At 35.8% G+C, this 23,563-nt stretch carries 16 protein-coding genes and 1 tRNA gene; 8 read left to right on the top strand and 9 right to left on the bottom strand.

Annotation, left to right across the window (positions count from 1 at the left end):
- Positions 1-191: 191 nt before the first annotated feature.
- Positions 192-1,994, top strand: a complete 1,803-nt coding sequence (locus tag E2R67_RS06085) for an IucA/IucC family protein (protein WP_134290037.1) — start codon at positions 192-194, stop codon at positions 1,992-1,994.
- 237 nt (positions 1,995-2,231) lie between these two features.
- Here the strand turns inward: E2R67_RS06085 and E2R67_RS06080 are convergent.
- Both E2R67_RS06080 and E2R67_RS06075 read right to left on the bottom strand, forming a co-directional pair.
- Positions 2,232-2,322, bottom strand: a tRNA-Ser gene (locus E2R67_RS06080).
- Between the two features lie 143 nt (positions 2,323-2,465).
- A complete protein-coding gene (locus E2R67_RS06075) occupies positions 2,466-3,089 on the bottom strand; it encodes a PilZ domain-containing protein (RefSeq protein WP_134290036.1) in 624 nt (207 codons plus the stop codon).
- Positions 3,090-3,327: 238 nt separating this feature from the next.
- Between E2R67_RS06075 and leuS the strand changes: the two genes are divergently transcribed.
- The 4 genes from leuS (at position 3,328) to nadD (ending at position 8,253) form a co-directional block, all read left to right on the top strand.
- Complete coding sequence (leuS, locus tag E2R67_RS06070) at positions 3,328-5,916, top strand: leucine--tRNA ligase (protein WP_134290035.1); 2,589 nt, start codon at positions 3,328-3,330, stop codon at positions 5,914-5,916.
- A 151-nt stretch (positions 5,917-6,067) separates the two neighbouring features.
- Entirely contained in the window at positions 6,068-6,595 is a 528-nt protein-coding gene (locus tag E2R67_RS06065; RefSeq protein WP_134290034.1) for an LPS-assembly lipoprotein LptE, read from the top strand.
- Positions 6,596-6,601: 6 nt separating this feature from the next.
- The gene (gene holA / locus E2R67_RS06060) at positions 6,602-7,600 is read left to right on the top strand and encodes a DNA polymerase III subunit delta (RefSeq protein ID WP_134290033.1); all 999 of its coding nucleotides are present in this window, start codon (positions 6,602-6,604) and stop codon (positions 7,598-7,600) included.
- A gap of 8 nt (positions 7,601-7,608) precedes the next feature.
- A complete protein-coding gene (gene nadD, locus E2R67_RS06055; protein ID WP_134290032.1) occupies positions 7,609-8,253 on the top strand; it encodes a nicotinate-nucleotide adenylyltransferase in 645 nt (214 codons plus the stop codon).
- Here the strand turns inward: nadD and E2R67_RS06050 are convergent, their stop codons facing one another.
- Positions 8,254-9,240: a lipid A deacylase LpxR family protein gene (locus E2R67_RS06050; RefSeq protein ID WP_166739327.1), complete on the bottom strand. Its 987-nt coding sequence runs from the start codon at positions 9,238-9,240 to the stop codon at positions 8,254-8,256.
- Between the two features lie 196 nt (positions 9,241-9,436).
- Between E2R67_RS06050 and E2R67_RS06045 the strand changes: the two genes are divergently transcribed.
- Together E2R67_RS06045 and E2R67_RS06040 are read left to right on the top strand one after the other, a co-directional pair.
- Positions 9,437-9,748 carry a hypothetical protein gene (locus tag E2R67_RS06045; RefSeq protein WP_134290030.1) on the top strand — a complete coding sequence of 104 codons (312 nt, stop codon included), beginning with the start codon at positions 9,437-9,439 and terminating at the stop codon, positions 9,746-9,748.
- Positions 9,749-9,927: 179 nt separating this feature from the next.
- Positions 9,928-10,206, top strand: coding sequence for a hypothetical protein (locus tag E2R67_RS06040; RefSeq protein ID WP_134290029.1), 279 nt, complete (start codon positions 9,928-9,930; stop codon positions 10,204-10,206).
- 55 nt (positions 10,207-10,261) lie between these two features.
- Here E2R67_RS06040 and E2R67_RS06035 read toward each other — a convergent pair whose 3' ends face one another.
- The 6 genes from E2R67_RS06035 to carA form a co-directional block, all read right to left on the bottom strand.
- A complete protein-coding gene (locus E2R67_RS06035; protein WP_134290028.1) occupies positions 10,262-11,986 on the bottom strand; it encodes a hypothetical protein in 1,725 nt (574 codons plus the stop codon).
- 321 nt (positions 11,987-12,307) lie between these two features.
- Positions 12,308-12,898 (bottom strand): P-loop nucleotide/nucleoside kinase family protein, encoded by a 591-nt coding sequence (locus tag E2R67_RS06030; RefSeq protein ID WP_134290027.1) that lies wholly within the window; start codon positions 12,896-12,898, stop codon positions 12,308-12,310.
- A 185-nt stretch (positions 12,899-13,083) separates the two neighbouring features.
- Positions 13,084-14,655, bottom strand: a complete 1,572-nt coding sequence (locus E2R67_RS06025; RefSeq protein WP_134290026.1) for a putative bifunctional diguanylate cyclase/phosphodiesterase — start codon at positions 14,653-14,655, stop codon at positions 13,084-13,086.
- A gap of 395 nt (positions 14,656-15,050) precedes the next feature.
- Entirely contained in the window at positions 15,051-16,259 is a 1,209-nt protein-coding gene (locus E2R67_RS06020) for an acetate kinase (RefSeq protein WP_134290025.1), read from the bottom strand.
- 658 nt (positions 16,260-16,917) lie between these two features.
- The gene (gene carB, locus E2R67_RS06015) at positions 16,918-20,148 is read right to left on the bottom strand and encodes a carbamoyl-phosphate synthase large subunit (RefSeq protein WP_134290024.1); all 3,231 of its coding nucleotides are present in this window, start codon (positions 20,146-20,148) and stop codon (positions 16,918-16,920) included.
- A 41-nt stretch (positions 20,149-20,189) separates the two neighbouring features.
- Positions 20,190-21,338 (bottom strand): glutamine-hydrolyzing carbamoyl-phosphate synthase small subunit, encoded by a 1,149-nt coding sequence (gene carA / locus E2R67_RS06010; RefSeq protein ID WP_208379475.1) that lies wholly within the window; start codon positions 21,336-21,338, stop codon positions 20,190-20,192.
- A 597-nt stretch (positions 21,339-21,935) separates the two neighbouring features.
- Here carA and E2R67_RS06005 point away from each other — a divergent pair.
- Entirely contained in the window at positions 21,936-23,399 is a 1,464-nt protein-coding gene (locus E2R67_RS06005; protein ID WP_134290022.1) for an aminoacyl-histidine dipeptidase, read from the top strand.
- The last annotated feature ends 164 nt before the right edge of the window (positions 23,400-23,563 follow it).

The following is a 23,563-nucleotide window of genomic DNA, read 5'->3' as shown; positions in this document are numbered from 1 at the left end:
TGAATGCATTAAATCCAAAAATTATTTTTTATAACCTGCAGAAATATATTTGAATGCTCTCAGTACAGGTTTTGATATTAATTATCATTTGCATTAAATGATATTACAATTGATAATAGTTGTCATTAAGATTTAAAAGATATTTTTTAAAAGTTTAAAATCTCCTATTTCATTCATTAAAAAGGTCACAAATGCTAGAAATAAATCAACAACAATGGCAGCAAGTTAATAATCAACTCAACGCTAAAATCATTAGTGAATTACATTATGAAGAGCTACTTATTATTGAATTGAAAAAAACAATTTCTAAGAACGAATTAAATAATAAAAGTGGTTACCAGCAATCTTATCAATGGATTTCAAGCACAGCGATTTGGGAATTTAATGCACAAGAGCATATATGGGGAAATATCTTAATTGATGAAATATCTCTTATTAGAAATGGCGAAAAAAATATTAACACATCTGAATTAATTAAAGATATTGCTAAGGAAATAGGATTAGATGAAATTATTTTAGGTAATCTCATTGAAGAAATTCAGCAAACTTTGTATTCAGATTTACAATCAATGCAATCATTACAGACACATTCTGAATCCACATTGCTTAATTTATCGGGTGTCGCATTACAAGCAGTATTAAGAGGACATCCAAAAGCATTAGCCAATAAAGGTCGTCTTGGGTGGGGAACAAAAGAATTACAGCGATATGCGCCAGAGTTTGCAAATCGTTTTCAATTACATTTTATAGCTATTAAAAAAACAATGACGACCGTGGGTATCGAAAATAACAACCAAGAAAGTCACGAGCAACTTGTCATTCATATGTTGAATGAGATGATGTCAGAACAGCAAATAAATGCGCTCTTTAAAACATTAAGTACTCTTAATGCAGAAATTGACGAATATTGGATCATCCCTACTCATCCTTGGCAATTTGAACATTTTATCGTTTCTCAATTTACTGCTTTATTTGCAGATAACAGCATTATCGATTTAGGTATTACGGGCGATTTTTATCAAGCACAACAATCTATTCGAACATTATCCAATGTAAGCAGGCCTAATAATAACGATGTTAAATTACCGATCACTATCTTAAATACATCTTGTTATCGTGGTATTCCAGGTAAATACATTACTTCCGGCGCTGAGTTATCAAACTTTATCCAACAACGATGTGACCAAGATACTTTTCTTCGAAAGGCTAACTTTAAGGTATTAAAAGAATGGGCAGGAATTCATGTAACTAACCCAAACCAACAGGATATTAATGAAACACCTTACCGTTACAATGAAATGCTAGGCGTCATATTAAGAGAAAGTCCTGCAGCTATTTTAATAGGCAATCAACAAGATAAATTAGCAGCAGTATTAATGCAAAGCGATACAAAAGGTAATAGCTTGATCTCGAAATATATTCAAGCAAGTGGACTTGATGTGGAAAGCTGGTTAACTAAGTTGTTTGATACGACTGTGGTTCCGCTTTATCATTTAATGTGTCGATATGGTATTGCCTTAGTTTCTCATGGACAGAATCTAACATTGTTAATGGAAAACCATATCCCTTCAGGATTAGCGATCAAAGATTTTCATGGAGATTTACGTATTGTGGATCAGGATTTTCCAGAACATGCGGAATTACCAGAGCACATTGCGCAGCAACTTACAAAGTTACCACCTCAATATTTACTGCATGATTTATATACTGGACATTTTGTCACTGTATTACGTTTTGTATCACCTCATTTAAAAAATGAACTTAACTATAGTGAAGAAAGCTTTTATCAATTACTCACGCAAAGAATTATTAATTATCAAGCACAATTCCCAGAACTAGCTTCTCGCTTTAAAATCTTTGATTTATTAGCTAAATCGGTAGAAAAAATATGCGTCAACAGAGTTCGTTTTAACATTGGCTACCAAGATACCAGTGAACGTTTGCTGCCTGTTTTAGGAGAGCCAATCAAAAATCCATTATTTCCTAAACGATAATATCTAAATATGGCAATGAACGCTGAATAGATTTGAACACGCGAAAAGCTAATAGCAAAAGGCAGATGACGTAGGAAAGATTGAATTTTTTAAACTACCAGAAAGCAAAAAGGCTCATCACCTTTCAGTAATGAGCCTTTTCAAATATGGCAGTCGATGTAGGAGAGATTGAATCTTCATTAAATCTATAAAAGCAAAAATTCCGAATATCTTTCGATATACGGACTTTTCTAAATGTGGCGGAGGAGGAGAGATTTGAACTCTCGGAGAGCTATTAACCCTCGCTGGTTTTCAAGACCAGTGCATTCAGCCGCTCTGCCACCCCTCCGCAGAACGAGGTGAATAATACAGACTTTGATCCTTGCTTGTAAAGTATATTTTAATAAAAAAAAATCACTTGCCGAATAAACAAACAAAAAGTTCAAATAAACAACATCAAGATTAAGTTTTATACAAAACAATTACTTAAATCTATTCAAGCCTTCTACCATGTTGTTCTGCATGGCATTCAAATAAATACTCAGTTAAGCAATCTAATACGTCATCTTCAGTTGAGTCTTCCAATGAATAAGCCATGGTTTGCTCGTCAACTCGACGAATCTTAGATCCTGAAATAGCAAGACGCTTTCGATTAGGTAACTGTAAATAAGTATCCTGCAAGGTCAGAGGGAACTCTTTAGCTTGTTGCTTATCAATTAATAAAGAAATACCTGAAGCAGACAAATCTTTAATACAATAAGGTAATTTTTCACCTTTATTATTTACGATACTCATTTTTTGATTCGCGGGTAAACGCCAAGAACGTAGATGTTCACCAGTTTCAAAAATATTAGGTGATTTTACAGTTAAGCTAAAGTTCGAAAAATCCCCTCTTTCAATTTGCACAGGAAAAACTAAATAATGATCAGCATAATTTGCAACTAGTTGTAAATCATCTGCGAATGCAAGTTGAAATAATAATTTATCTTTACCACTTTGACCCGATATATCGTACTTAAGGCCCTTATCATTGGTAGTTTCTGTATCTAATAACATTTCAGATAACATTGCATATTCATCATCATTTATTAAAACGTTTTTATATGCCCCATGCATGTAACCTCCGGTAATTAAACTTAAATAACGTTAATTCTGTTTGCTAATACATTTGATATTTAAGGACAAAAAACACTAATTCATAACAAAAAATGTATCAACATTGACTGTTGGGCTATAAATAACCGAAAAAGTTTAAATTTTTTAGCTTCATTGATCATAAATATTGTTGCAAAGACTCCCCTGCTGTATCCTATCGCTCATTATTATTTCATTTTTCATTGCAGGCAGACTTAACATGCAAGAGTTATATAACCCTAAAGAGATTGAAGCTAAATTCCAAAAACATTGGGATGACAATCAATCGTTTAAAGCGACAGAAGATCCATCAAAAGAAAAATACTACTGCCTCTCAATGTTCCCTTATCCAAGCGGAAAATTGCATATGGGACACGTTCGAAATTACACCATTGGTGATGTAGTTTCACGCTTCCAACGTATGCAAGGTAAAAATGTAATGCAACCTATGGGTTGGGATGCTTTTGGTCTTCCAGCTGAAAATGCAGCACTTAAAAATAATACAGCACCAGCAGGTTGGACTTACGAAAATATCGCTTACATGAAAACTCAGCTTAAACAGTTAGGCTTTGGGTATGATTGGGATCGAGAGCTAGCAACTTGTCAGCCAGAATATTACCGTTGGGAACAATGGTTCTTCACTAAATTGCTAGAGAAAGATTTAGTTTACAAAAAAATGGCAACCGTCAACTGGGATCCCGTTGATCAAACTGTATTAGCCAATGAGCAAGTAATCGATGGGCGCGGATGGCGTTCAGGTGCAATCGTAGAGCAAAAAGAAATTCCACAATGGTTTATTAAAATCTCTGCCTACGCACAAGAATTATTAGACGATTTAGACCAACTAGACGAATGGCCAGAGCAAGTACGTACCATGCAACGTAACTGGATCGGTCGTTCTGAAGGTATTGAGATGGACTTTAAAGTAGCAAACAGCGAAGAAACTTTCTCTGTTTATACAACACGTCCAGATACTGTAATGGGCGTAACTTACGTTGCCGTTGCAGCACAGCATCCTTTAGCATTAGAAGCGGCAAAAACAAATCCTAAATTAGCGGCATTCTGTGAAAACTGTAAAAACGTTAAATTAGCAGAAGCAGACTTAGCCACTATGCCTAAAGAAGGTGTAGATACAGGCCTTAAAGCGATTCACCCAATTACTGGTAAAGAAGTGCCAATTTGGACAGCTAACTTTGTATTAATGGGTTACGGCTCTGGCGCGGTGATGTCGGTTCCTGCACATGACCAACGTGATTACGAATTTGCTAAAGAATACGGTTTAGAAATCAAAGCAGTTATTAAACCTGCTGATGCTGACGTTGATGTATCTGCGGAAGCTTACACTGAAAAAGGCGTTTGTTTTAATTCAGGTGACTTTACTGCACTTGAAGGCTTAGACTTTGAAGCGGCTTTCGATGCAGTAGAAGCAAGATTAGTAGCTGAAAACAAAGGTAAACGTCAAGTTAACTTCCGTTTACGTGATTGGGGTGTTTCTCGTCAACGTTACTGGGGTGCACCAATTCCAACGTTAACGTTAGAAGACGGCACTGTTGTTCCAGTACCAGAAGATCAATTACCAGTTGTATTACCTGAAGATGTCACCATGAATGGCATTGTGTCGCCAATTAAAGCAGATCTTGAATGGGCAAAAACAACTTATAACGGTCAACCAGCAAACCATGAAACAGATACCTTTGATACCTTCATGGAATCAAGCTGGTATTACGCACGTTATTGTTCGCCACAAAGTGACGACAAAATGCTAGATCCTGCTAAAGCTAATTACTGGTTACCTGTTGATCAATACATTGGTGGTATCGAACACGCTATTTTACATCTTTTATATTCTCGTTTTTTCCATAAATTGTTACGCGACTTTGGATTAGTGGATTGTGATGAACCTTACAAAAAACTATTAACGCAAGGAATGGTATTAGCTGACGCTTATTACTATGAAGATGAGAAAGGCGGTAAAGTGTGGGTTGCACCAACGGATGCAATCACAGAGAAAGACGCCAAAGGCAAAATCATTTCAGCTAAAACGGCTGATGGCCAAACGCTTATTCACGATGGCATGATCAAAATGTCTAAATCAAAGAATAACGGTATTGACCCACAGGAAATGATTGATAAATACGGCGCCGATAGTGTACGTCTATTTATTATGTTTGCAGCACCTGCAGAGCAATCATTAGAATGGTCTGATTCCGCATTAGAGGGTTCACTACGTTTCCTTAAACGTTTATGGAGACTGGCATACGAACATGTTGCATTGGGTGATGTTGCTGCGTTAGATATAAAAGCATTTAATGAAGATCAAAAAACATTACGCCGTGAACTACATAAAACCATCGCGAAAGTAAGTGATGATGTGGGTCGTCGTCAAACATTCAATACCGCAATCGCAGCAGTAATGGAATTAATGAACAAGCTCACTAAAGCGCCGACAGAAGATGCACAAGATCGTGCTATTTTGCAAGAAGCATTAGAAGCAGTAACAAGACTGTTAGCTCCTATTACACCGCATATATGTGCTGAGTTATATACGCTACTAGGTTTAGGTGATGATATTTTATCTTCAACGTGGCCAGCAGTCGATGAGTCGGCATTAGTTGAAGACTCAAAACTTATTATTGTGCAAGTTAATGGTAAATTACGAGCTAAATTAACTGTGCCAGCCGATGCATCGCAAGATGATGTTGAAGCAATGGCAAATGCTGAAGAGAATGTCGCTAAATTCACTGAAGGTAAAACGGTTCGAAAAGTTATCTACGTTCCCGGCAAGTTGCTTAACATTGTTGCCAATTAAGTTATTAATTAATTTAAGCACGAAGTAACGCTCTATTAATAATAAATCATTATTAACTAAAACCTCTTATCTTTGCAGATAAGAGGTTTATTTTTAATGAGAGCTTGTCATAATACTTCTTATAACCCGATCCAACTCAAACAGGCTTTTTATGCATTCATCTTATTCTCGAGTTTTTTATCGTAACATTCTGCTTACAGCGACTTTAGTATTTTCAGTATTATTAAGCGGATGTGGATTTCACTTAAAACATAACGATGGTTTAGTAGAAAAATTTCCTGAAATATATATTAAAACCAGTCAACCTAATGGTGAATTAACGCGTTTAGTTAAGCTTCGTTTACGAGGGGCCGGCATTAAAATTCTTGAGCAACCCAACGAGAATGCAACAGTACTCACACTAAAACCAGAACAACGCTCTTCACGTACTATCTCTTTATATGCCACAGCATTAAGTGCTGAAACTGAAATTGGTTTTACAATGAAATATTCATTAAAAATGCCTAATTTCACTGCAAAAGATTTTACAGTAAATATTTATCGAGATTTTTTAAATGATTCATCTGAAGCATTGGCAAAATCACGTGAAACAGAGTTAATCACCAGAGAATTAAGAACCATAGCAGCTGATCACGTTATCTCTACTATGTTAAGCATACAAAATGAAGCGAAAGAGTAAGCTTTAATGCGTATTTATCCTGAACAATTACTGCAACATATTCAAAAAAAACTACCAAGCTGCTGTTTAATCTTTGGTGATGAAGCTCTATTAACTATTGAAGCTTTTGAACAAGTTCAACAGCAAGCAAAGCAACATGGTTTTTTAGAGCGTTTTAGTTATAGTTTAGATGGAAGCTTTGATAAAGACCAAATATTTAGCCAATTTAATACGCTTTCACTCTTTTCAGAAAAACAAATCATTGAGCTAACTTTAAGTAAAACAACCAAAGAAAATACCGATTTTATTCGTGAAATAACTCCCCTTTTAAATCCAGATATTCTCTTAATTTTAAAAGGCCCAAAACTTAATAACCAACAATTAAAGAGCGTTTGGTTTAGTCAATTAGAACAGCAAGGTTTATTTGTTTCAACAAATGCCCTTTTACCACAACGTTTTCCACAATGGTTATTTCAACGCCTTAAGTTTGTTGGCTTAACTGCAAGCGCTGATGTAATTGATTTTTTAGTACTGCATTTTGAAGGCAACCTCTTAGCGGCAAAACAAGAAATAGAAAAGTTATCTATTTTGTTTCCAAAGCAACACTTACAATTAATTCAAGTAGAGCAAAGCATTACCACACATAATCACTTCAGTTTATTTCAATGGATTGATAGCTTAATGGCCGGTGATAAAGCGCGTACAACTCGTATTATCAAGCAATTGCACGCAGAAGGCACAGAGCTATTATTATTAAGTGCAACACTTGCCAGTGAAATACAAAAACTATTAGCACTTTCTTATCAACTTAAACAACAGCCACTGTCTATGTTGTTAGCACAACAAAAACCAAAATTGTGGCCAGCAAAACAAGCGTTATTAACTTCAGCCTTAAATCGTTTGAAAACATCACAATTAGAAAAAATGTTAATTGAATGTGCACAACTAGAAGTTTCTATAAAAGTAGAGAATAAAACAGATACTTGGCTACAACTAGATACCATTTGCTATCAGTTTTTAAAATAAGGAAATCTATGATTCACTCTTATAACAAAGCGATAGGATTTTTAGGCGGGACTTTTGATCCTATTCATTTTGGCCATTTACGTCCTGCATTGGAAATACAACAAGCCCTTAATTTACAAACGCTTTATTTAATGCCCAATTATATTGCACCACATAAAAGTAAAAGCTTAGCAACCACAGAACAACGTATTAAAATGGTAGAACTTGCTATTCAACCAACGTCTAGTTTAAAAATTAACACACAGGAATTATTAAGAGAAAGCCCAAGCTACACAATAGATACTCTCAAGCTACTCAGAGAGCAATACGCTGATACACCGATCTGTTTTATTATGGGGATGGATTCGCTTATTCAGTTTGATACTTGGTACCAATATCAAGATATTTTAAAGTATTGCCATATAGTCGTAAGTCACCGCCCTGGTTGGTCACCTAATTTTAATGAGACTATCAACGCCCTTTTAGATAAACATCAAGTTCAAGATCCTACGCAACTTCACCAAAAACTATTTGGTGCCATCTATTTCCAGAAAACCACGCAACTAGATATATCGTCATCTCAGATTCGACAACTTATTGCATCGAATCAAAGCATTGATTTTTTAACACCACAATCCGTTTGTTCGTATATTAAAAGTGAAAACTGTTATTAATTAAAAATGATAAGTAACAGTAATATCACCCCAACGAGTCTCATCGCTTTGCGTTTCATACTGATCCGTTGAATGAATCATAGTATAAATAATATTCCAATCATATAAATTCAATTGTATACCGGCAGCTAAGCCCGCCTGCCAGTGAATTAAATCCACACTATGACTATCTTCAAAAGTATTACCATCAATAAAAATATCATTAAGTACCAAGCTAGTTGATAAGTTAGCAAACACATACCAACCATTTGGATTCGGTTTCAATCCATTTAGTTTTTGTATCATAAAGGGGGAACTTGATGAAAAATTAGCTGAAAGCGCTTTACCCCAACGGAGTCCAATACCGACATTGACATCAGAGAGTAAATTACCAAAACCTGCATTAATACCTGTTACAAGATCCATTTCAGTCTGTTTAAATGAAGCGATAGAATGACGCCATAAACGCTCGCCTTCAATTCTAAATACAACTTCATTATTAATCTGATTATCCCAACCTAAAGGTCTATTTGCGCGGATCACGTCATGTAAATTCTTTTGAATAGTTTCTCCGCCAGTTGCAGGACCAACCGCTCCTAAAGTAAGGCTTAACTCATCGGAGATATTATCGTTATATGCCATGATATTCGCTTTCCATGCTATCAAGCCAACATAAGGGGCATCCTTTTCAGTTAACTCTGAAATTTTTATATCTGTTGCAGTTTGAATGAATTGACCAAAGGTATAATTTACTTGGTATTGACGATCATCAAAATGGTTAATATAAGATTGCTTAGCCAAAAATGACAGCCAAGTAGGTAAACTGCTTTCATTTAAATGAGAGACATCGTAATAGCCCCAGTTAAACGTAAATCCATTGCTATAACCATCATCCTCACGAAAAAACACATCGTTTTCAAAGCTAAGACTCAAATAATCTACATCTTGCTCCGAAGCAAAAACAGGCAAACAAAAAAGACACAAAATAATTAATTTAATCCGGTGCATCGACATCCTTAATTATAAATAGATAGAAAACTAAACAGAAAAAGAGAAGAGCTGTTTATAAACCATTCTTAATCTGCCTCACAGAAATAAAAATGCATATCCTATAATGCCATAAAACAATCAATACAGAAGAAGATGGCAACCAAACTCTCTCTAAGCTATGATTTGCTTATTAATATAACCAAATGAGAGATCTATGACTCAGCCTATTGTCACTAAACAACAACTTATTGAAATACTTACCCAATGGCAGCAAAAAAAAGTTAATAATGAACAATTACAAGATTGGATGGTAACGCATTTCGATCCACCTGAAACACTCATTGGTGAAGATGAAGCTGAATTAGTCCAAGAAGCCATGCACATCATTATGAACGAATTTGAACTAGCCAAACTTGATAAGTTTAAAATAGAAAGTTACGACTATGCAATGAAATTTCTAGCTTGTGATGAAAATAATTTTGTACAGTTAAGACATCAATTTATCCATCAAGGTTTTAGTGATTAACATTCATTGTAAGAGCTAGATTTAGTTAAATTTAGCTTGTCATCGTTTTTCTATCAACAACCTTCCATATTCTTCCTCTTAAACTAAAATTCTATTGATCTATCTGTTATAAATTGTATTTTTTAAAGCGTAATATCCTGTTTATTCATTAATAAAAAGCTATTGGATATAATAAGTAGATGAATAAAAAGCCCGATAGAATCACTGCGATGCAAAACATCATCGATGCCGTCAAAGCAGAATTTCCAATATACCAAGAAGACACCTTTAAATGCGGTCCAGATAATAGTTGTACAGGCTGCCCTAAAAAATTAATGGAATTAGTCGATACTGAGTTAAGTTATTGGCAACATGAGATTAATGGCGGTAATCCCCCTACCTTCGACGAACTTTATCGATTTGGAAAAATGTGTAAAAACATTCGACGAGCATTAGTCAAAAATAACAGGATTATTTGACTCATAAAAAAGCCCCACTAATTTGAGGCTTAAAAAACAATAATGAACAATTAATTTATGGTTCGTAGCTACTTTGCACAATAGTGGTATTGGTTTTTAACACTGCTTGGTATAAGGTTTCAATTTCAGCATCAGTGGCTACATAACCATTTAAATCATTATAAAAATCAGTTTCTGCGGAATCATCACTACCGTTAGTTCCAAATTCAGCTACACTTTCTAAATCAATATTTTGTGTCATTAGGTACTCAACTGCATCTAAATCTTCATCATCGGTGTTCATTAAGTTTAATTCAATACGCGTTAATGTAGGAGATGTTCCAAGATCCACTTCACTACTACTTAATACTACAGGCTCTGTATTCGCCTCTGAAATAATAGTTTGATTAGTAAAGTTCTCTCCGCTTGTATCTTCTAAACGAATATGAAGACGTTGATAAGTAAATTCATCGGGATCAAAATTACTACTTAAATCAATACAGTAACTAGGCTCTGCAAGTCCATCATCCTCTGAACTCAATTCAGTACATGCACCTATACTACTTGTATTATCAATAACCGTTGTTCCATCTAATGAAGCAATAATGGGTGTTGTAAAATCAAACAATTCCAAATTATCATCATCAATTACATTATCATCAGTTAAATCATTAAAGCTAGTAAATGTCCAGTCTCCATCTGATAATGTAACCGTTCCAGAGAAGTAACTATTCCATGTGTCGACTTCATCTGTATCATAAGCGATACTTAATTCAGTATTTTCATCATAGATAGGTTGCCATAAATAGGTTGTATCATTGTGGTTCACAATCACTCCACTATCATCATCTAAAGAAACGGTATCTGATGTAGTCCAACTTACACCAGTTAAACTAGCATTAAGCTCTGTACTCTCAATGCCATCATTTTCATATTGCTTCTTGTCATCATCAAGATCAAAATCACCATCTTCATCAAATATGGCATCATAAACCGAACTTGAATCTACAAATGCCCAATATATCAAGTCTTCCCTGTCTTCAGCAATCGTTTCTGTAGTCGTTTCAGTCGTTTCAGAGCTGTCACTAACAGCTGTGTAATCGTCAAAAACAGTCACTAAAACATCACGACTTTCACCTTCAATATAAGCGACTGGAATATGTGAAGAAAACTCACTTCCTGCAAGTGAGTCCACATCAAAACTTGTTTGGTAATAAACCGAATTAACTTTTTGCTCAACACTAACAAATTTAGTAATGGCATCACCTTCTCGGTGATCTGAGCCTGTCACGCAACTACTGCTTGCACTTCTCTCGGCAGTAATATTCAATACCATATCATCCAATAACGATTTTTGAACACTAAACATAAAGCTACCAAGATAATCAATACGAGAACTACCATCTAGCTCTTCTAATGTCACATAGCCGTTATCGGGCACATCAGAAAGAGTAATAGTCACAGAGCCATTATTAATATCGCTTGCTTCGATCGTTTCAGCAATGGTCCCATCTTGATAATGATAAAGAATATTGTAATCATCATCAGCTTGGTAAGCTGTTATAACCTGATATTCAGGATCATCTACGGTACTATCATCAGTTTCAATTTCAGAATCAGCATAAATAACACAGCTAGCTCCTAAATCATCTTCATCTACAGATTCTAAATGCACAATTTGCCACGTATAAGTAGCACTAGAGCTACTTCCATTAGAAGAACTTGAAGAACTACTCGTAGAATCACTACAACCTGCAAGTAAGATGGGAACAAGCAAAGAAGCTAATATGGACTTTTTCATTATTGGCACCTTAAAAATCAAATGATGATTTAACTATACAATTAAATAAAATAATTTAGCGATATGCTTTAACTCACATGCCAATCTAACTTTCGGCTTTCAATGTTATATCGAGATTATTGTAATAAGCTGTCATTTTAATGACATTCTATGTTTAATTGCGAAACAAAAAAATAAAAATGCATTAAAAAATCAGTGCATCATTAACATTAATTACAAGCAATGCAGATACTGTGCCATAAAATAAAAAATAAATTCGCATCTGTTTTGATCAAGTCAATGATGGACTACTCAGCATATAAGCGTGTTGATATTGTCTAATTAATGCGTTTTTTCTAAAATTGATACCACTTCTTTTAATGACGTTTGATACTCATCTTCATTTGAATTTTTAAACAGTAATAAGTCATCAATCACTTCTGGATTGTCAACACTTGAAGGAATAGAAAAATCAACGCTTTGGATGTATTCATCCCAATTCGCTAACTTCCACGTATCTCTTGAGGAGTTTCTATCAATCATTCGCTGTTTAACAACCTCAATATCGGTCATCACCCACACTACTGTTAGACGGGCATCTTTTTCAATCAGCTGATTTTTTAAGTTATCAATAAAATCTGTATCTCTAATTTCACGGGTAAAAGGCGCATTAATTAAAACAATATCGTCATATTCTAATGCTTCCATCGCTAACGCTAAAACGGCATCGTATTCATAGTTACGAATATGCTCTTCAAAGAAGTCTGAGCTTCGATTTACTTCTTCATTCATCACTTTAAAAATCTGATGAGATAGCACAATTAACGTATCTTTATCTAAATACACAACATGCTTAAGTGCTTTCGCTAATTTTTTTGAAATATAGGTTTTTCCACTTGCAGGAGGCGATGCAACCAAAATAAGTCTTTTCATTATGTTTCCTTAGTAAAATAATACTGATTAAAGCATTAATTTACAGGATAAAAAACACTTAGTTCTTAGTACTTTTTAATAATTAATAAAAATAAAAGCAGAAGTCGTTAGCAGAAAAATAATGAATAAATTGAGCAAAAAATACGAAGTTAATTTACTAACACTTTTATTCCAATTAATAAGTATCAAGCTTGCTTACAATATTCAATAAGAGAAGGGAAATCTAACGGTTTGCTGTAATAGTACCCCTGTAGATAATCACAATGCATTGAGATTAATTCGTCAATGACTTCTTTAGTTTCAACCCCTTCGGCTACAACGGAACAGTTAAGGTTATGGGCCATAAAAATAATCGACTTAACGATTTGATATCCAATCTCTTCCTGTTGCATGGACATAACAAAAGAGCGGTCAATTTTGATTTGATGAATAGGCAGCTCTAATAGCATTGATAATGATGAATAACCTGTACCAAAGTCATCTAAACTGACCACAAAACCTTGGTCAGATAACTTTTGCAGTACTTTCTTAGCATTCGATAAATCTTTCATTATTGCAGTTTCAGTCACCTCTAAAATAAGTTCATGAGGTAAAAGAACACCAGCTGCAATTAATTTAGCAAGTTGTTCTGAAACGAGATCGTCTTGGAGATCTCGTGCAGATAAATTGATATGAATACAGGCTTTCATTCCCGCTTGTTTAAGCGCCAATAAATCATTACAAATACTGTCTAAAACAAAAAACGTAATTTGCCTGATCAAGTTATTTTGTTCCGCAATAGGGATAAATTGGTCTGGCGGAATAAAACCACCTTCTTTTTGCGGCCATCGAATAAGCGCTTCAAGATGATGACCATCATCAGATTGCACTTTATTCATTGGTTGGTAATAAACTTCAAACTCTTTATTACTTAATGCATTGTGTAATTTACTAGAGATTTCTAAACGAGATTTAGCGTCATTATCCAGCTTATCGTTATAGATAACATAACCACTTTGTTTTTGTTTTGCAGCTCTTAACGCAATATCAGCCTGCTGTAATAATACGCCAACTGATTCCCCATTTTTTGGAAACAAAGCTCCACCGCAAGAGATATCGACTTTAAGATTATAATTATTAACATTAAACGGAATTTTAAATGAAGAATAAATAGCAGTCATTAACTGGCTGATCTCCTCATCAGTCACCGCACAGCAAATCAGCGTATATTGATCCCCACCTATTCTGGATAAAAAACACTCTTCACTCACTTGCTTTTTTATATTATTACCGATTCTAATTAATAATTGATCAGCAAAGTAATGTCCCAACATATCATTGATTTGCTTAAAACGATTAATATCAATAACAAACAATGAAAAAGGTTTAGATAGCTTCACTTTTTCATTAAGTCTTTTTAAAAAATATTTTCGATTAGCGAGCCCAGTTAATGAATCATGCAGAGAGCTATGTTCTTCTTTGAGTGCAATTTTTTGTATTTTATTAATACTTTTAAGGCTGAAATGAATAACCAACTTAACAAAAAGACTTCCGCCAAAAAGAATAATGGTGAGAATATCTTCAATAAAGACATCTCCAGAATGATCATGTGTAATAAGATGGAACAAAAAAGATATGTAACCCAATAAGAATAAACTTATTAGCCCTAGTAAAATTTTCCAACCAAACTCACCACTTTGCTTACAGATAGTACAGGCAGGCTTCAAGCTTAAAACTAAAAAAAGAATCCCCATCAAAATCAAAGGCAATGAAAACATATTATTTTCCTAATATAGAAATAGTTGCTGTTATAGTTTAGTATAAATTGATTAAAAAACTATTATTCACCTCCCCCAAAAGACATATATTATTTAAATTACTGACATTAATATATATATAGATGCTATTCATGTTTTAATAAAAAACACTTTACTAACAAATATTTATCAAAATCTATGATACTGTAAGCTAATTGAATATTTTCCAGCACTTAACCACTTAAAACGGTGATTGTTCTGAACGTTGAATTACATCAATACATCAGAAATAAGGCTATTTTTTTAATAGTGAATCAATTAGTAAATAATAATGAAAACGCATTATAAAAAAAGTACCTACAAAAAAGGCCAATCATTGCTGATTGGCCTTTTAAATTAGTAAAGCAGAGTGAGGTTTAAACGTTCACTAGATCCAATGTATCTCGTGCAATAACCCATTCTTCGTTAGTTTGAACAACCATTGCAATGGTACTGTTTTCTTCAGTAATAATGCCTTGATTAGAAGACTTACCAAAGCGGTTTGCTAGGTTTTCTTGTTCGTTAACTTTAAAGCCTAATAACGCTAAACGCTCTAGTGTTAGCTTACGAATTGGTGCAGAGTTTTCACCAATACCGCCAGTGAAGATTACCGCATCTAAACGTCCATCTAACGCAGCAGTGTAGCTTGCGATGTATTTAGCTAAACGGTAGCAATATAAATCCATTGCACGTTTTGCAGCTGACTCTGTTTCGTAATTATCTTCAACAAAACGACAATCAGATGTTTCTTCAGTTAAGCCTAATAGACCAGACTCTTTAGTTAGCATGTTATTGATTTCATCCATGCTGTAACCTAGTTCATCATGGAGATGGAAAATGATAGCAGGATCGATGTCACCGCAACGTGTTCCCATCACTAATCCTTCTAATGGAGTCATCCCCATTGAAGTATCCACTGATACGCCATTTTTAATCGCACAAACAGAACCACCATTACCTAAGTGACAGTTGATAATATTTAATTCGTTAACTGGTTTTTGTAATACATCGGCCACTTGTAGGCTGATGTAATAATGACTTGTACCGTGCATACCGTAACGACGAATACCATTATCGCGATAAAGCTTGTAAGGTAGTGCGTATAAGTAAGCTTCTTCAGGCATTGTTTGATGAAATGCAGTATCAAACACAGCAACATTTTCTAACCCTGGTAATGCTTTTTGAGCCGCACGAATACCGATAATATGAGCTGGATTATGTAATGGTGCTAATGAAATACAATCTTCAATGCCTTTCATTACTTGATCAGTAATAACAGCAGATTGAGTAAATTGCTCACCACCATGAACAACACGATGACCAATAGCAAATAGATTTGCTTTTAATTCAGGGTTTAGAGAAAGGATTTCATTTACGATATACGTTAATGCTTCTTCATGTGCAGCACCTGCGCCTAAGTCAGCCTTTCCTTTTACGCCTTCTAAGTTCCATTTAATGCTTGCGTTATCTAATTGCAAACATTCAGAAAGACCAGAAAGTTTTTCATCACCACTTACGGCATCGATGATGGCGAACTTCAATGAAGAACTACCACAGTTAAGTACAAGTATAAGCTTGCTGTCCATTTTTAAATCCTATTTATCACGAAAATAAAGAGTTAGAGATAAAAATAAGCCCAACTCTATAAAAGTTATATTTTGTGGCATCGTAAAAAAACAATAACAAATAAAGCCCTTGTATTTACCATCACCAATTCAGAAGTGCGCAAGCATACACATGAAGCGAATAGATCGCAAAAATACTTTTAAACGCCTTATTAACCATTATTTATTAATGGTTATAAAGACTTGGTTTTAAAAAGAGCTTGAAACATATATTTATAACAATTCCATTATTTTTTGGTATATGGTTTATAAAAACAACTTCATAGGAGTGACACTAAATATGCGCTTAAATTATACCAATTGTATTAAATAACTGATCTAAATTTTGCGCAGGAAAAATAGCTTAGTTTGAGGCGTAAGTTGATGTAAATGGTTGTTCCCTTTACGAAACTTACAACGAAAAAATAAGTTATTTTAACAAGTAAAATAGATCAGTTACTTACTATGATTGGTATTAAATAAGAACTGATACTTAATTTAGGTAATTAACAAGTTAGAGATAGCGATACCATCATGATTCAATTTATTCTCGCCAATAAAAAAGCCACTCAAAGAGTGGCTTCTAATTATTAAAGGTGCTTGTCACGAACTAATGAACAAACCCAATAGCGAGTAGTAGTTAGCTACCGATGCGTTTATGTAACTCTTGCAAAGAATTAACCGTTGCTTCAGGTGCTGTTGGATTAGCAGTATGCGCCTGACAAGTTGCAAATGCACCGTTCAGTGTCGTTGTGTAATCCACTTTATAGCGTAATGCTGCACGGCGTAGTTGACGAGAGTCTTCAATCGCAATTCGACCTTCTGTTGTATTAACAATGTATTTATATTCATCATTTTTAATACGGTCAAGAATATGCGGACGACCTTCTTGCACTTTATTAACAAGGCGAGCGTTGATACCAGCATCTTGTAAAATAATCATAGTGCCGTGTGTTGCATCTAATTCGAAACCAAGGTCAAGAAGCTGCTGTGCCAGTTTAGCAACACGTTTTTTATCGCTGTTACGAACAGATACGAGTGCTCGACCAACTTCAGGCACTTCTTTGGTTGAGCCAAGCTCAGCTTTTGCATAAGCTTCAGCAAACGTTGCCCCTGCTCCCATCACTTCACCTGTTGAACGCATTTCAGGACCTAAGATTGGATCAGAACCAGGGAATTTATTAAACGGTAACACCACTTCTTTCACTGAGTAATATGGTGGAATCACTTCTTCAGTAATACCTAATTCTTTTAGTGTTTTACCCGCCATCACACTTGCACCAATTTTAGCAATTGGCACACTTGTCGCTTTAGAGACAAATGGGACTGTGCGTGCTGCACGAGGATTTACTTCAATCATGTAAACTTCGTTATCTTTAACAGCAAGTTGCGTATTCATTAAACCAACAACACCTAGCTCTAATGCTAATGCTTTGATATAACCACGCATTTCGTCTTGAATCTCTTTGCTTAATGTATAAGCTGGTAATGAACATGCAGAGTCACCAGAGTGAACGCCCGCTTGTTCGATATGCTCCATGATGCCACCGATAACTACATCTGTACCATCACAAATAGCATCAATATCAACTTCAATCGCATCATCTAAGAAACGGTCAAGAAGAACAGGGGATTCATTAGAAACACTAACCGCTTCTTTAAAGTAACGGCGTAAGTCTTGCTCGTCATATACGATTTCCATCGCACGTCCACCTAGTACATACGAAGGACGAACAACTAATGGATAACCAATACGTGTTGCTGAAGTAACGGCTTGTTCAAGCGTTGTTACTGTATCATTTTCTGGTTGTTTTAAACCTAGGCGCTCAACAACTTGCTGGAAACGTTCACGGTCTTCTGCACGGTCAATCGCTTCAGGTGAAGTACCAATAATTGGCACACCAGCGGCTTCAAGTGCACGTGCTAATTTAAGTGGCGTTTGACCACCATATTGCACGATAACGCCTTTAGGATTTTCAACTCGTACGATTTCAAGCACATCTTCTAATGTAATTGATTCGAAGTATAAACGATCCGAGGTATCGTAATCCGTTGAAACCGTTTCAGGATTACAGTTAACCATAATCGTTTCATAACCGTCTGCACGCATTGCCATCGCAGCGTGTACACAACAGTAATCAAATTCAATACCTTGACCGATACGGTTAGGCCCACCACCAATAATCATGATTTTTTCATTAGCAGTTGGGTTAGCTTCACATTCTTCATCGTAAGTTGAGTACATGTAAGCAGTATCAGATGAAAATTCAGCGGCACACGTATCTACGCGTTTGTACACTGGATGTAGCTTGAATTTTTCACGTAATTTACGTACTTCTGCTTCTGATATACCTACCACAGAAGCGATACGGCTATCGGCAAAACCTTTACGTTTAAGACGTTTCAGTAAGGCTTCATCAAGCGAGCGTAAACCACCTTCAGCGAGTTTCTTTTCTTCTAAGATAAGATCTTCGATTTGCACTAGGAACCAGTTATCGATCATAGTGATGTTATGAATTTCTTCCATGGTCATACCAAGGCGGAATGCATCACCGATATACCAAATACGCTCTGCACCTGCTTCACGTAATTCGTATAATACTTTTTCTTTTGCGCCTTCATCATTTAAGTCAACCATTGGGCTGAAACCATCAGCGCCAACTTCTAAACCACGAAGTGCTTTTTGTAATGATTCTTGTTGGTTACGGCCAATTGCCATCACTTCACCAACTGATTTCATTTGTGTTGTTAAACGAGAGTTTGAGTTAGCGAATTTTTCAAAATTAAAACGCGGGATCTTAGTTACAACGTAATCGATCGTTGGTTCAAATGATGCAGGAGTTTTACCGCCAGTGATATCATTTTGTAATTCATCAAGCGTGTAACCGATTGCTAATTTTGCTGCTATTTTAGCAATTGGGAAACCCGTTGCTTTTGATGCTAATGCAGATGAACGTGATACACGAGGGTTCATCTCAATCAATACCATACGGCCGTCAGCAGGGTTAATACCGAACTGAACGTTTGAACCACCTGTTTCAACACCAATTTCACGCAGTACTGCTAAAGAAGCATTACGCATTAATTGGTATTCTTTGTCTGTTAGTGTTTGTGCTGGTGCAACGGTAATTGAGTCACCCGTATGAATGCCCATTGGGTCAAAGTTTTCAATCGCACACACAATGATACAGTTATCATTTTTATCGCGAACCACTTCCATTTCATATTCTTTCCAACCGATTAATGATTCATCAATCAATAACTCGCTTGTTGGAGAAAGATCTAACCCGTTTGAACAAATATCGTCAAACTCTTCTTTGTTATAAGCGATACCACCGCCCGTTCCACCCATGGTGAAAGAAGGACGAACAATACAAGGAAAGCCAACCATATCTAATACTTCGTAGGCTTCTTCCATTGAGTGTGCGATACCTGCACGTGGACATTCAAGTCCAATTTTCTTCATTGCTGTATCAAAACGACTACGGTCTTCAGCTTTATCAATCGCATCCGCTGTCGCACCAATCATTTCAACATTGTATTTCGCTAATACACCTTTTTCTTCAAGCTCTAATGCACAGTTAAGTGCCGTTTGGCCACCCATTGTTGGTAATACTGCACATGGACGCTCTTTAGCGATAATTTTTTCTACCACTTCCCAATGAATAGGTTCGATGTAAGTGGCATCGGCCATTTCTGGGTCGGTCATGATAGTCGCGGGGTTAGAGTTCACTAACACAACACGGTAGCCTTCTTCTCTTAATGCTTTACAAGCTTGTGCACCTGAATAATCAAATTCACAGGCTTGGCCGATCACTATCGGACCTGCACCAATAATTAAGATGGTTTTTAAGTCATTACGTTTTGGCATCTGAAATTACCTTTCTATATTTGTTCTATGTATTCGATTAACTAGGCGTTTTTGTACTGTTCAATCAATTCAATGAAATGATCAAATAATGGTGCTGCATCATGTGGCCCCGGGCTTGCTTCTGGGTGACCTTGGAAACTAAATGCGGCTTTATCCGTACGGTGAATGCCTTGTAGTGAACCATCAAACAATGACACATGCGTTGCACGTAAGTTTGCCGGTAATGTTTTTTCGTCAGCAGCAAAACCATGGTTTTGACTAGTGATCATCACTACGTCACGCTGCAAATCTTTTACTGGGTGGTTAGCGCCGTGATGGCCAAATTTCATTTTCACAGTTTTTGCGCCACTTGCTAAAGCAAGGAGTTGATGCCCTAAACAAATACCGAATACTGGAATATCGGTTTTTAGGATTTCTTGAATAGCTTCAATCGCATAAGTACATGGCTCTGGGTCGCCAGGTCCATTAGACAAGAAAATACCATCTGGATTCATTGCCAAGACTTCAGAAGCAGGTGTTTGAGCAGGTACCACTGTCAATTTACAGTCACGGTCAGCTAACATGCGTAAGATATTACGTTTAACACCGTAGTCATAAGCGACAACATGGTATTTACAATCTGTTTTTGGCTCAGGTAAACCGCCCGTTAACGTCCAGCTTCCTTCTGACCATTCAAATGATTTTTGAGTCGTGACTTCTTTTGCTAAGTCCATTCCTTTTAAACCAGGAAATGCTTTTGCTTGAGTCAAAGCAGTCGCCTCGTCTATATTTTCGCCAGCAATGATACAACCGGCTTGCGCGCCCTTTTCACGTAATATACGTGTCAGTTTACGTGTATCGATATCAGCAATACCTACAACATTACGCGCTTTTAGATAATCGCTTAATGATGCTTGGTTTCGGAAGTTACTTGCTAGAAGGGGTAAATCTCGGATAACGAGGCCACATGCATGAATGGATGATGATTCTTCATCTTCATCATTAGTGCCTGTGTTGCCGATATGGGGATAAGTGAGTGTAACGATTTGTCGTGCGTATGATGGATCAGTCAGAATTTCTTGGTAGCCGGTCATTGATGTATTAAAAACGACCTCTCCAACAGAACTTCCGTCAGCGCCGATTGACACGCCTTTAAATACAGTCCCATCTTCCAATACCAGTATGGCAGAATGACTCAAGTTAACCTCCATGAATAACAAATAAATAGAAATTTATATAATCTGAGTGAGGCCATGCAGAGCATTTTTTCACCAGAAATAATAAAATTTGGCAAATTCCGCGTATTTTATAGATATTCTTTCTAATTAACCATTCAAATTTTCATTTATTAACAAATAAATTTTAAAAATTGAAAATGAATCCTTTTAATAGAAAAAAGTCAAAAAGAGTAAAGTCAGGCTGTAACAAGGATTTAGATCAAAGTTAACAAAATAATATGAAATATTTGAGAAGATTTAATGACAAGAAAAAGTAAAAGGCGTAGTTTTAAAAGAGAAAAATATGGTTACTAAAAACAACACTAATATTCAGTAACCAATTGATTTTTAAGAAAGCACTTTAATTAAAGTTAAAGTGGCTGGTAAAGTTGGAATTAAAAATACAACTAATAAACCTAGAAAATGACGTAGGCTGTATGGGTCTTTAAAATTTTCTTCTGACACTGTGTTTTCCTTAAAGGTTTATCTGATTAATTGATTTAGATCAAAAAGATAATAACGTAAAAGTCAGGTAGTAAAAACCAAGTAAAACTGGGGTTATTCCCCTAATCCGAGATAAAAGGTCTGTTTATGCAAGAATTACAATCAACTAAAGCCGCACCAGTATGGGCATTTTTTGAAAAAATATGCGAAATCCCTCATCCTTCCAAACATGAACAAGCATTATCGAATTGGATCATTAATTGGGCAGCTTCAAAAAATATATCCTGTATTCAAGATAAAATAGGCAACTTAATACTTAAAAAACCAGCCTCCGTTGGTTTTGAAAATAAAACTCCTGTTATTTTACAATGTCACCTAGATATGGTGCCTCAAAAAAACGCAGATAAAGAGCATGACTTTTTAGTCGATCCAATTAACTTAGTGCTTGATGACGATGGAGAATGGTTGCGTGCCGATGGTACAACGTTAGGGGCGGATAACGGTGTAGGCATGGCATCATGTTTAGCTATTTTGGATGATGACAATATTGAACATGGCCCGATTGAAGTACTAATTACTACAGATGAAGAAACAGGCATGACTGGCGCCTTTGGTTTAGAGCCAGATGTGTTAGAAGGGAAAATATTAATTAACACCGATTCGGAACAGGAAGGTGAACTTTATGTAGGCTGTGCTGGCGGGATTAATGTCAACGTCCTGCTACCTTATGAGAAGATGGAGCCAGATATTGAAGATAGAGCCTATGAAATTTCTATTTCAGGTTTACGTGGAGGTCACTCTGGTGTTGATATCGATTTAGGCCGAGCCAATGCAATTGAAGAATTAGCGACGGTTTTATCTAACCTTGACGCAGCACCTTTCTTAATTTCTTCATTTACTGGAGGCAGTCTACGTAATGCAATTCCTCGTGAAGCAAGTGCGGTCATTGTATGTGCAGAGCAGTATAAAAATAGCCTTGAAATGGTGATCAGCACTTTACAAGTGAACCTTAATAGAAAATACAAAGACTCAGAAAATATAATAAGCCTGAGTATAAAACCCTGTGCATTACCCTCATCGGTATTAACCCATTCAAGCCATGAAAACCTATTAGCAGCACTATTAGGTTGCTCGAATGGTGTATATGCAATGGATGACAACTTCTCCGATGTCGTTGAGACATCAAGTAACTTTGGTGTCATCAAGCAACAAAGCGATCCTATCAGTCAGTTTTCAATGCAAATATTAGTTCGATCTCAAGTTGAAAAAGATAAACAAGAGCGCGCAACATTAATTGCAGAACACTTTGAAAAGTTTAACGCGCGCGTTGCTAAAGAAGGTAACTATCCAGGTTGGACACCTAATAAAAACTCTGCAATTTACCAAACCATGGAAACTCAATACAAAACGCTATTTAATACAAAACCAAAGGCAATGGTTATTCATGCAGGCTTAGAGTGTGGATTATTCAGTGATAAGTATCCGCATTGGGATATGATTTCATTTGGACCTACTATTAATTTTCCGCATAGCCCTGATGAAAAAGTCGAAATAGCCTCTGTGGATAAATATTGGGCTTTATTAAAAGCAACATTAAAAGCAATCGACTAACCTTCAATTAAGGCGATAATCTGTAAAACAAGGTTATCGCTTTAATATTCACATTCTCTACAAGAATTCCCCCATTAATACCAATAACATTAAAAATTTAATGTCTTTACGGTTGTAAAAAATATGACTTAGTTCATACTTTCCGTTTAATTTTAAAAAAGCAT

It is taken from the genome of Psychromonas algicola (assembly GCF_004378355.1).
GTDB lineage: Bacteria > Pseudomonadota > Gammaproteobacteria > Enterobacterales > Psychromonadaceae > Psychromonas.
Note: the sequence above shows the minus strand (reverse complement) of the source record. Positions and strands in the feature narration are given on the sequence as shown.

What these genes read in the sequence shown, in the direction of transcription:
- E2R67_RS06045 (WP_134290030.1), top strand. Translation starts at nt 9,437, where the DNA reads ATGACTCAGCCTATTGTCACTAAACAACAACTTATTGAAATACTTACC.
- E2R67_RS06075 (WP_134290036.1), bottom strand. Translation starts at nt 3,089, where the DNA reads ATGCATGGGGCATATAAAAACGTTTTAATAAATGATGATGAATATGCA.
- E2R67_RS06020 (WP_134290025.1), bottom strand. Translation starts at nt 16,259, where the DNA reads ATGGACAGCAAGCTTATACTTGTACTTAACTGTGGTAGTTCTTCATTG.
- E2R67_RS06065 (WP_134290034.1), top strand. Translation starts at nt 6,068, where the DNA reads ATGCATTCATCTTATTCTCGAGTTTTTTATCGTAACATTCTGCTTACA.
- E2R67_RS06040 (WP_134290029.1), top strand. Translation starts at nt 9,928, where the DNA reads ATGAATAAAAAGCCCGATAGAATCACTGCGATGCAAAACATCATCGAT.
- carB (WP_134290024.1), bottom strand. Translation starts at nt 20,148, where the DNA reads ATGCCAAAACGTAATGACTTAAAAACCATCTTAATTATTGGTGCAGGT.
- carA (WP_208379475.1), bottom strand. Translation starts at nt 21,338, where the DNA reads ATGGAGGTTAACTTGAGTCATTCTGCCATACTGGTATTGGAAGATGGG.
- leuS (WP_134290035.1), top strand. Translation starts at nt 3,328, where the DNA reads ATGCAAGAGTTATATAACCCTAAAGAGATTGAAGCTAAATTCCAAAAA.
- E2R67_RS06050 (WP_166739327.1), bottom strand. Translation starts at nt 9,240, where the DNA reads ATGCACCGGATTAAATTAATTATTTTGTGTCTTTTTTGTTTGCCTGTT.
- holA (WP_134290033.1), top strand. Translation starts at nt 6,602, where the DNA reads ATGCGTATTTATCCTGAACAATTACTGCAACATATTCAAAAAAAACTA.
- nadD (WP_134290032.1), top strand. Translation starts at nt 7,609, where the DNA reads ATGATTCACTCTTATAACAAAGCGATAGGATTTTTAGGCGGGACTTTT.
- E2R67_RS06030 (WP_134290027.1), bottom strand. Translation starts at nt 12,898, where the DNA reads ATGAAAAGACTTATTTTGGTTGCATCGCCTCCTGCAAGTGGAAAAACC.
- E2R67_RS06025 (WP_134290026.1), bottom strand. Translation starts at nt 14,655, where the DNA reads ATGTTTTCATTGCCTTTGATTTTGATGGGGATTCTTTTTTTAGTTTTA.
- E2R67_RS06005 (WP_134290022.1), top strand. Translation starts at nt 21,936, where the DNA reads ATGCAAGAATTACAATCAACTAAAGCCGCACCAGTATGGGCATTTTTT.
- E2R67_RS06085 (WP_134290037.1), top strand. Translation starts at nt 192, where the DNA reads ATGCTAGAAATAAATCAACAACAATGGCAGCAAGTTAATAATCAACTC.
- E2R67_RS06035 (WP_134290028.1), bottom strand. Translation starts at nt 11,986, where the DNA reads ATGAAAAAGTCCATATTAGCTTCTTTGCTTGTTCCCATCTTACTTGCA.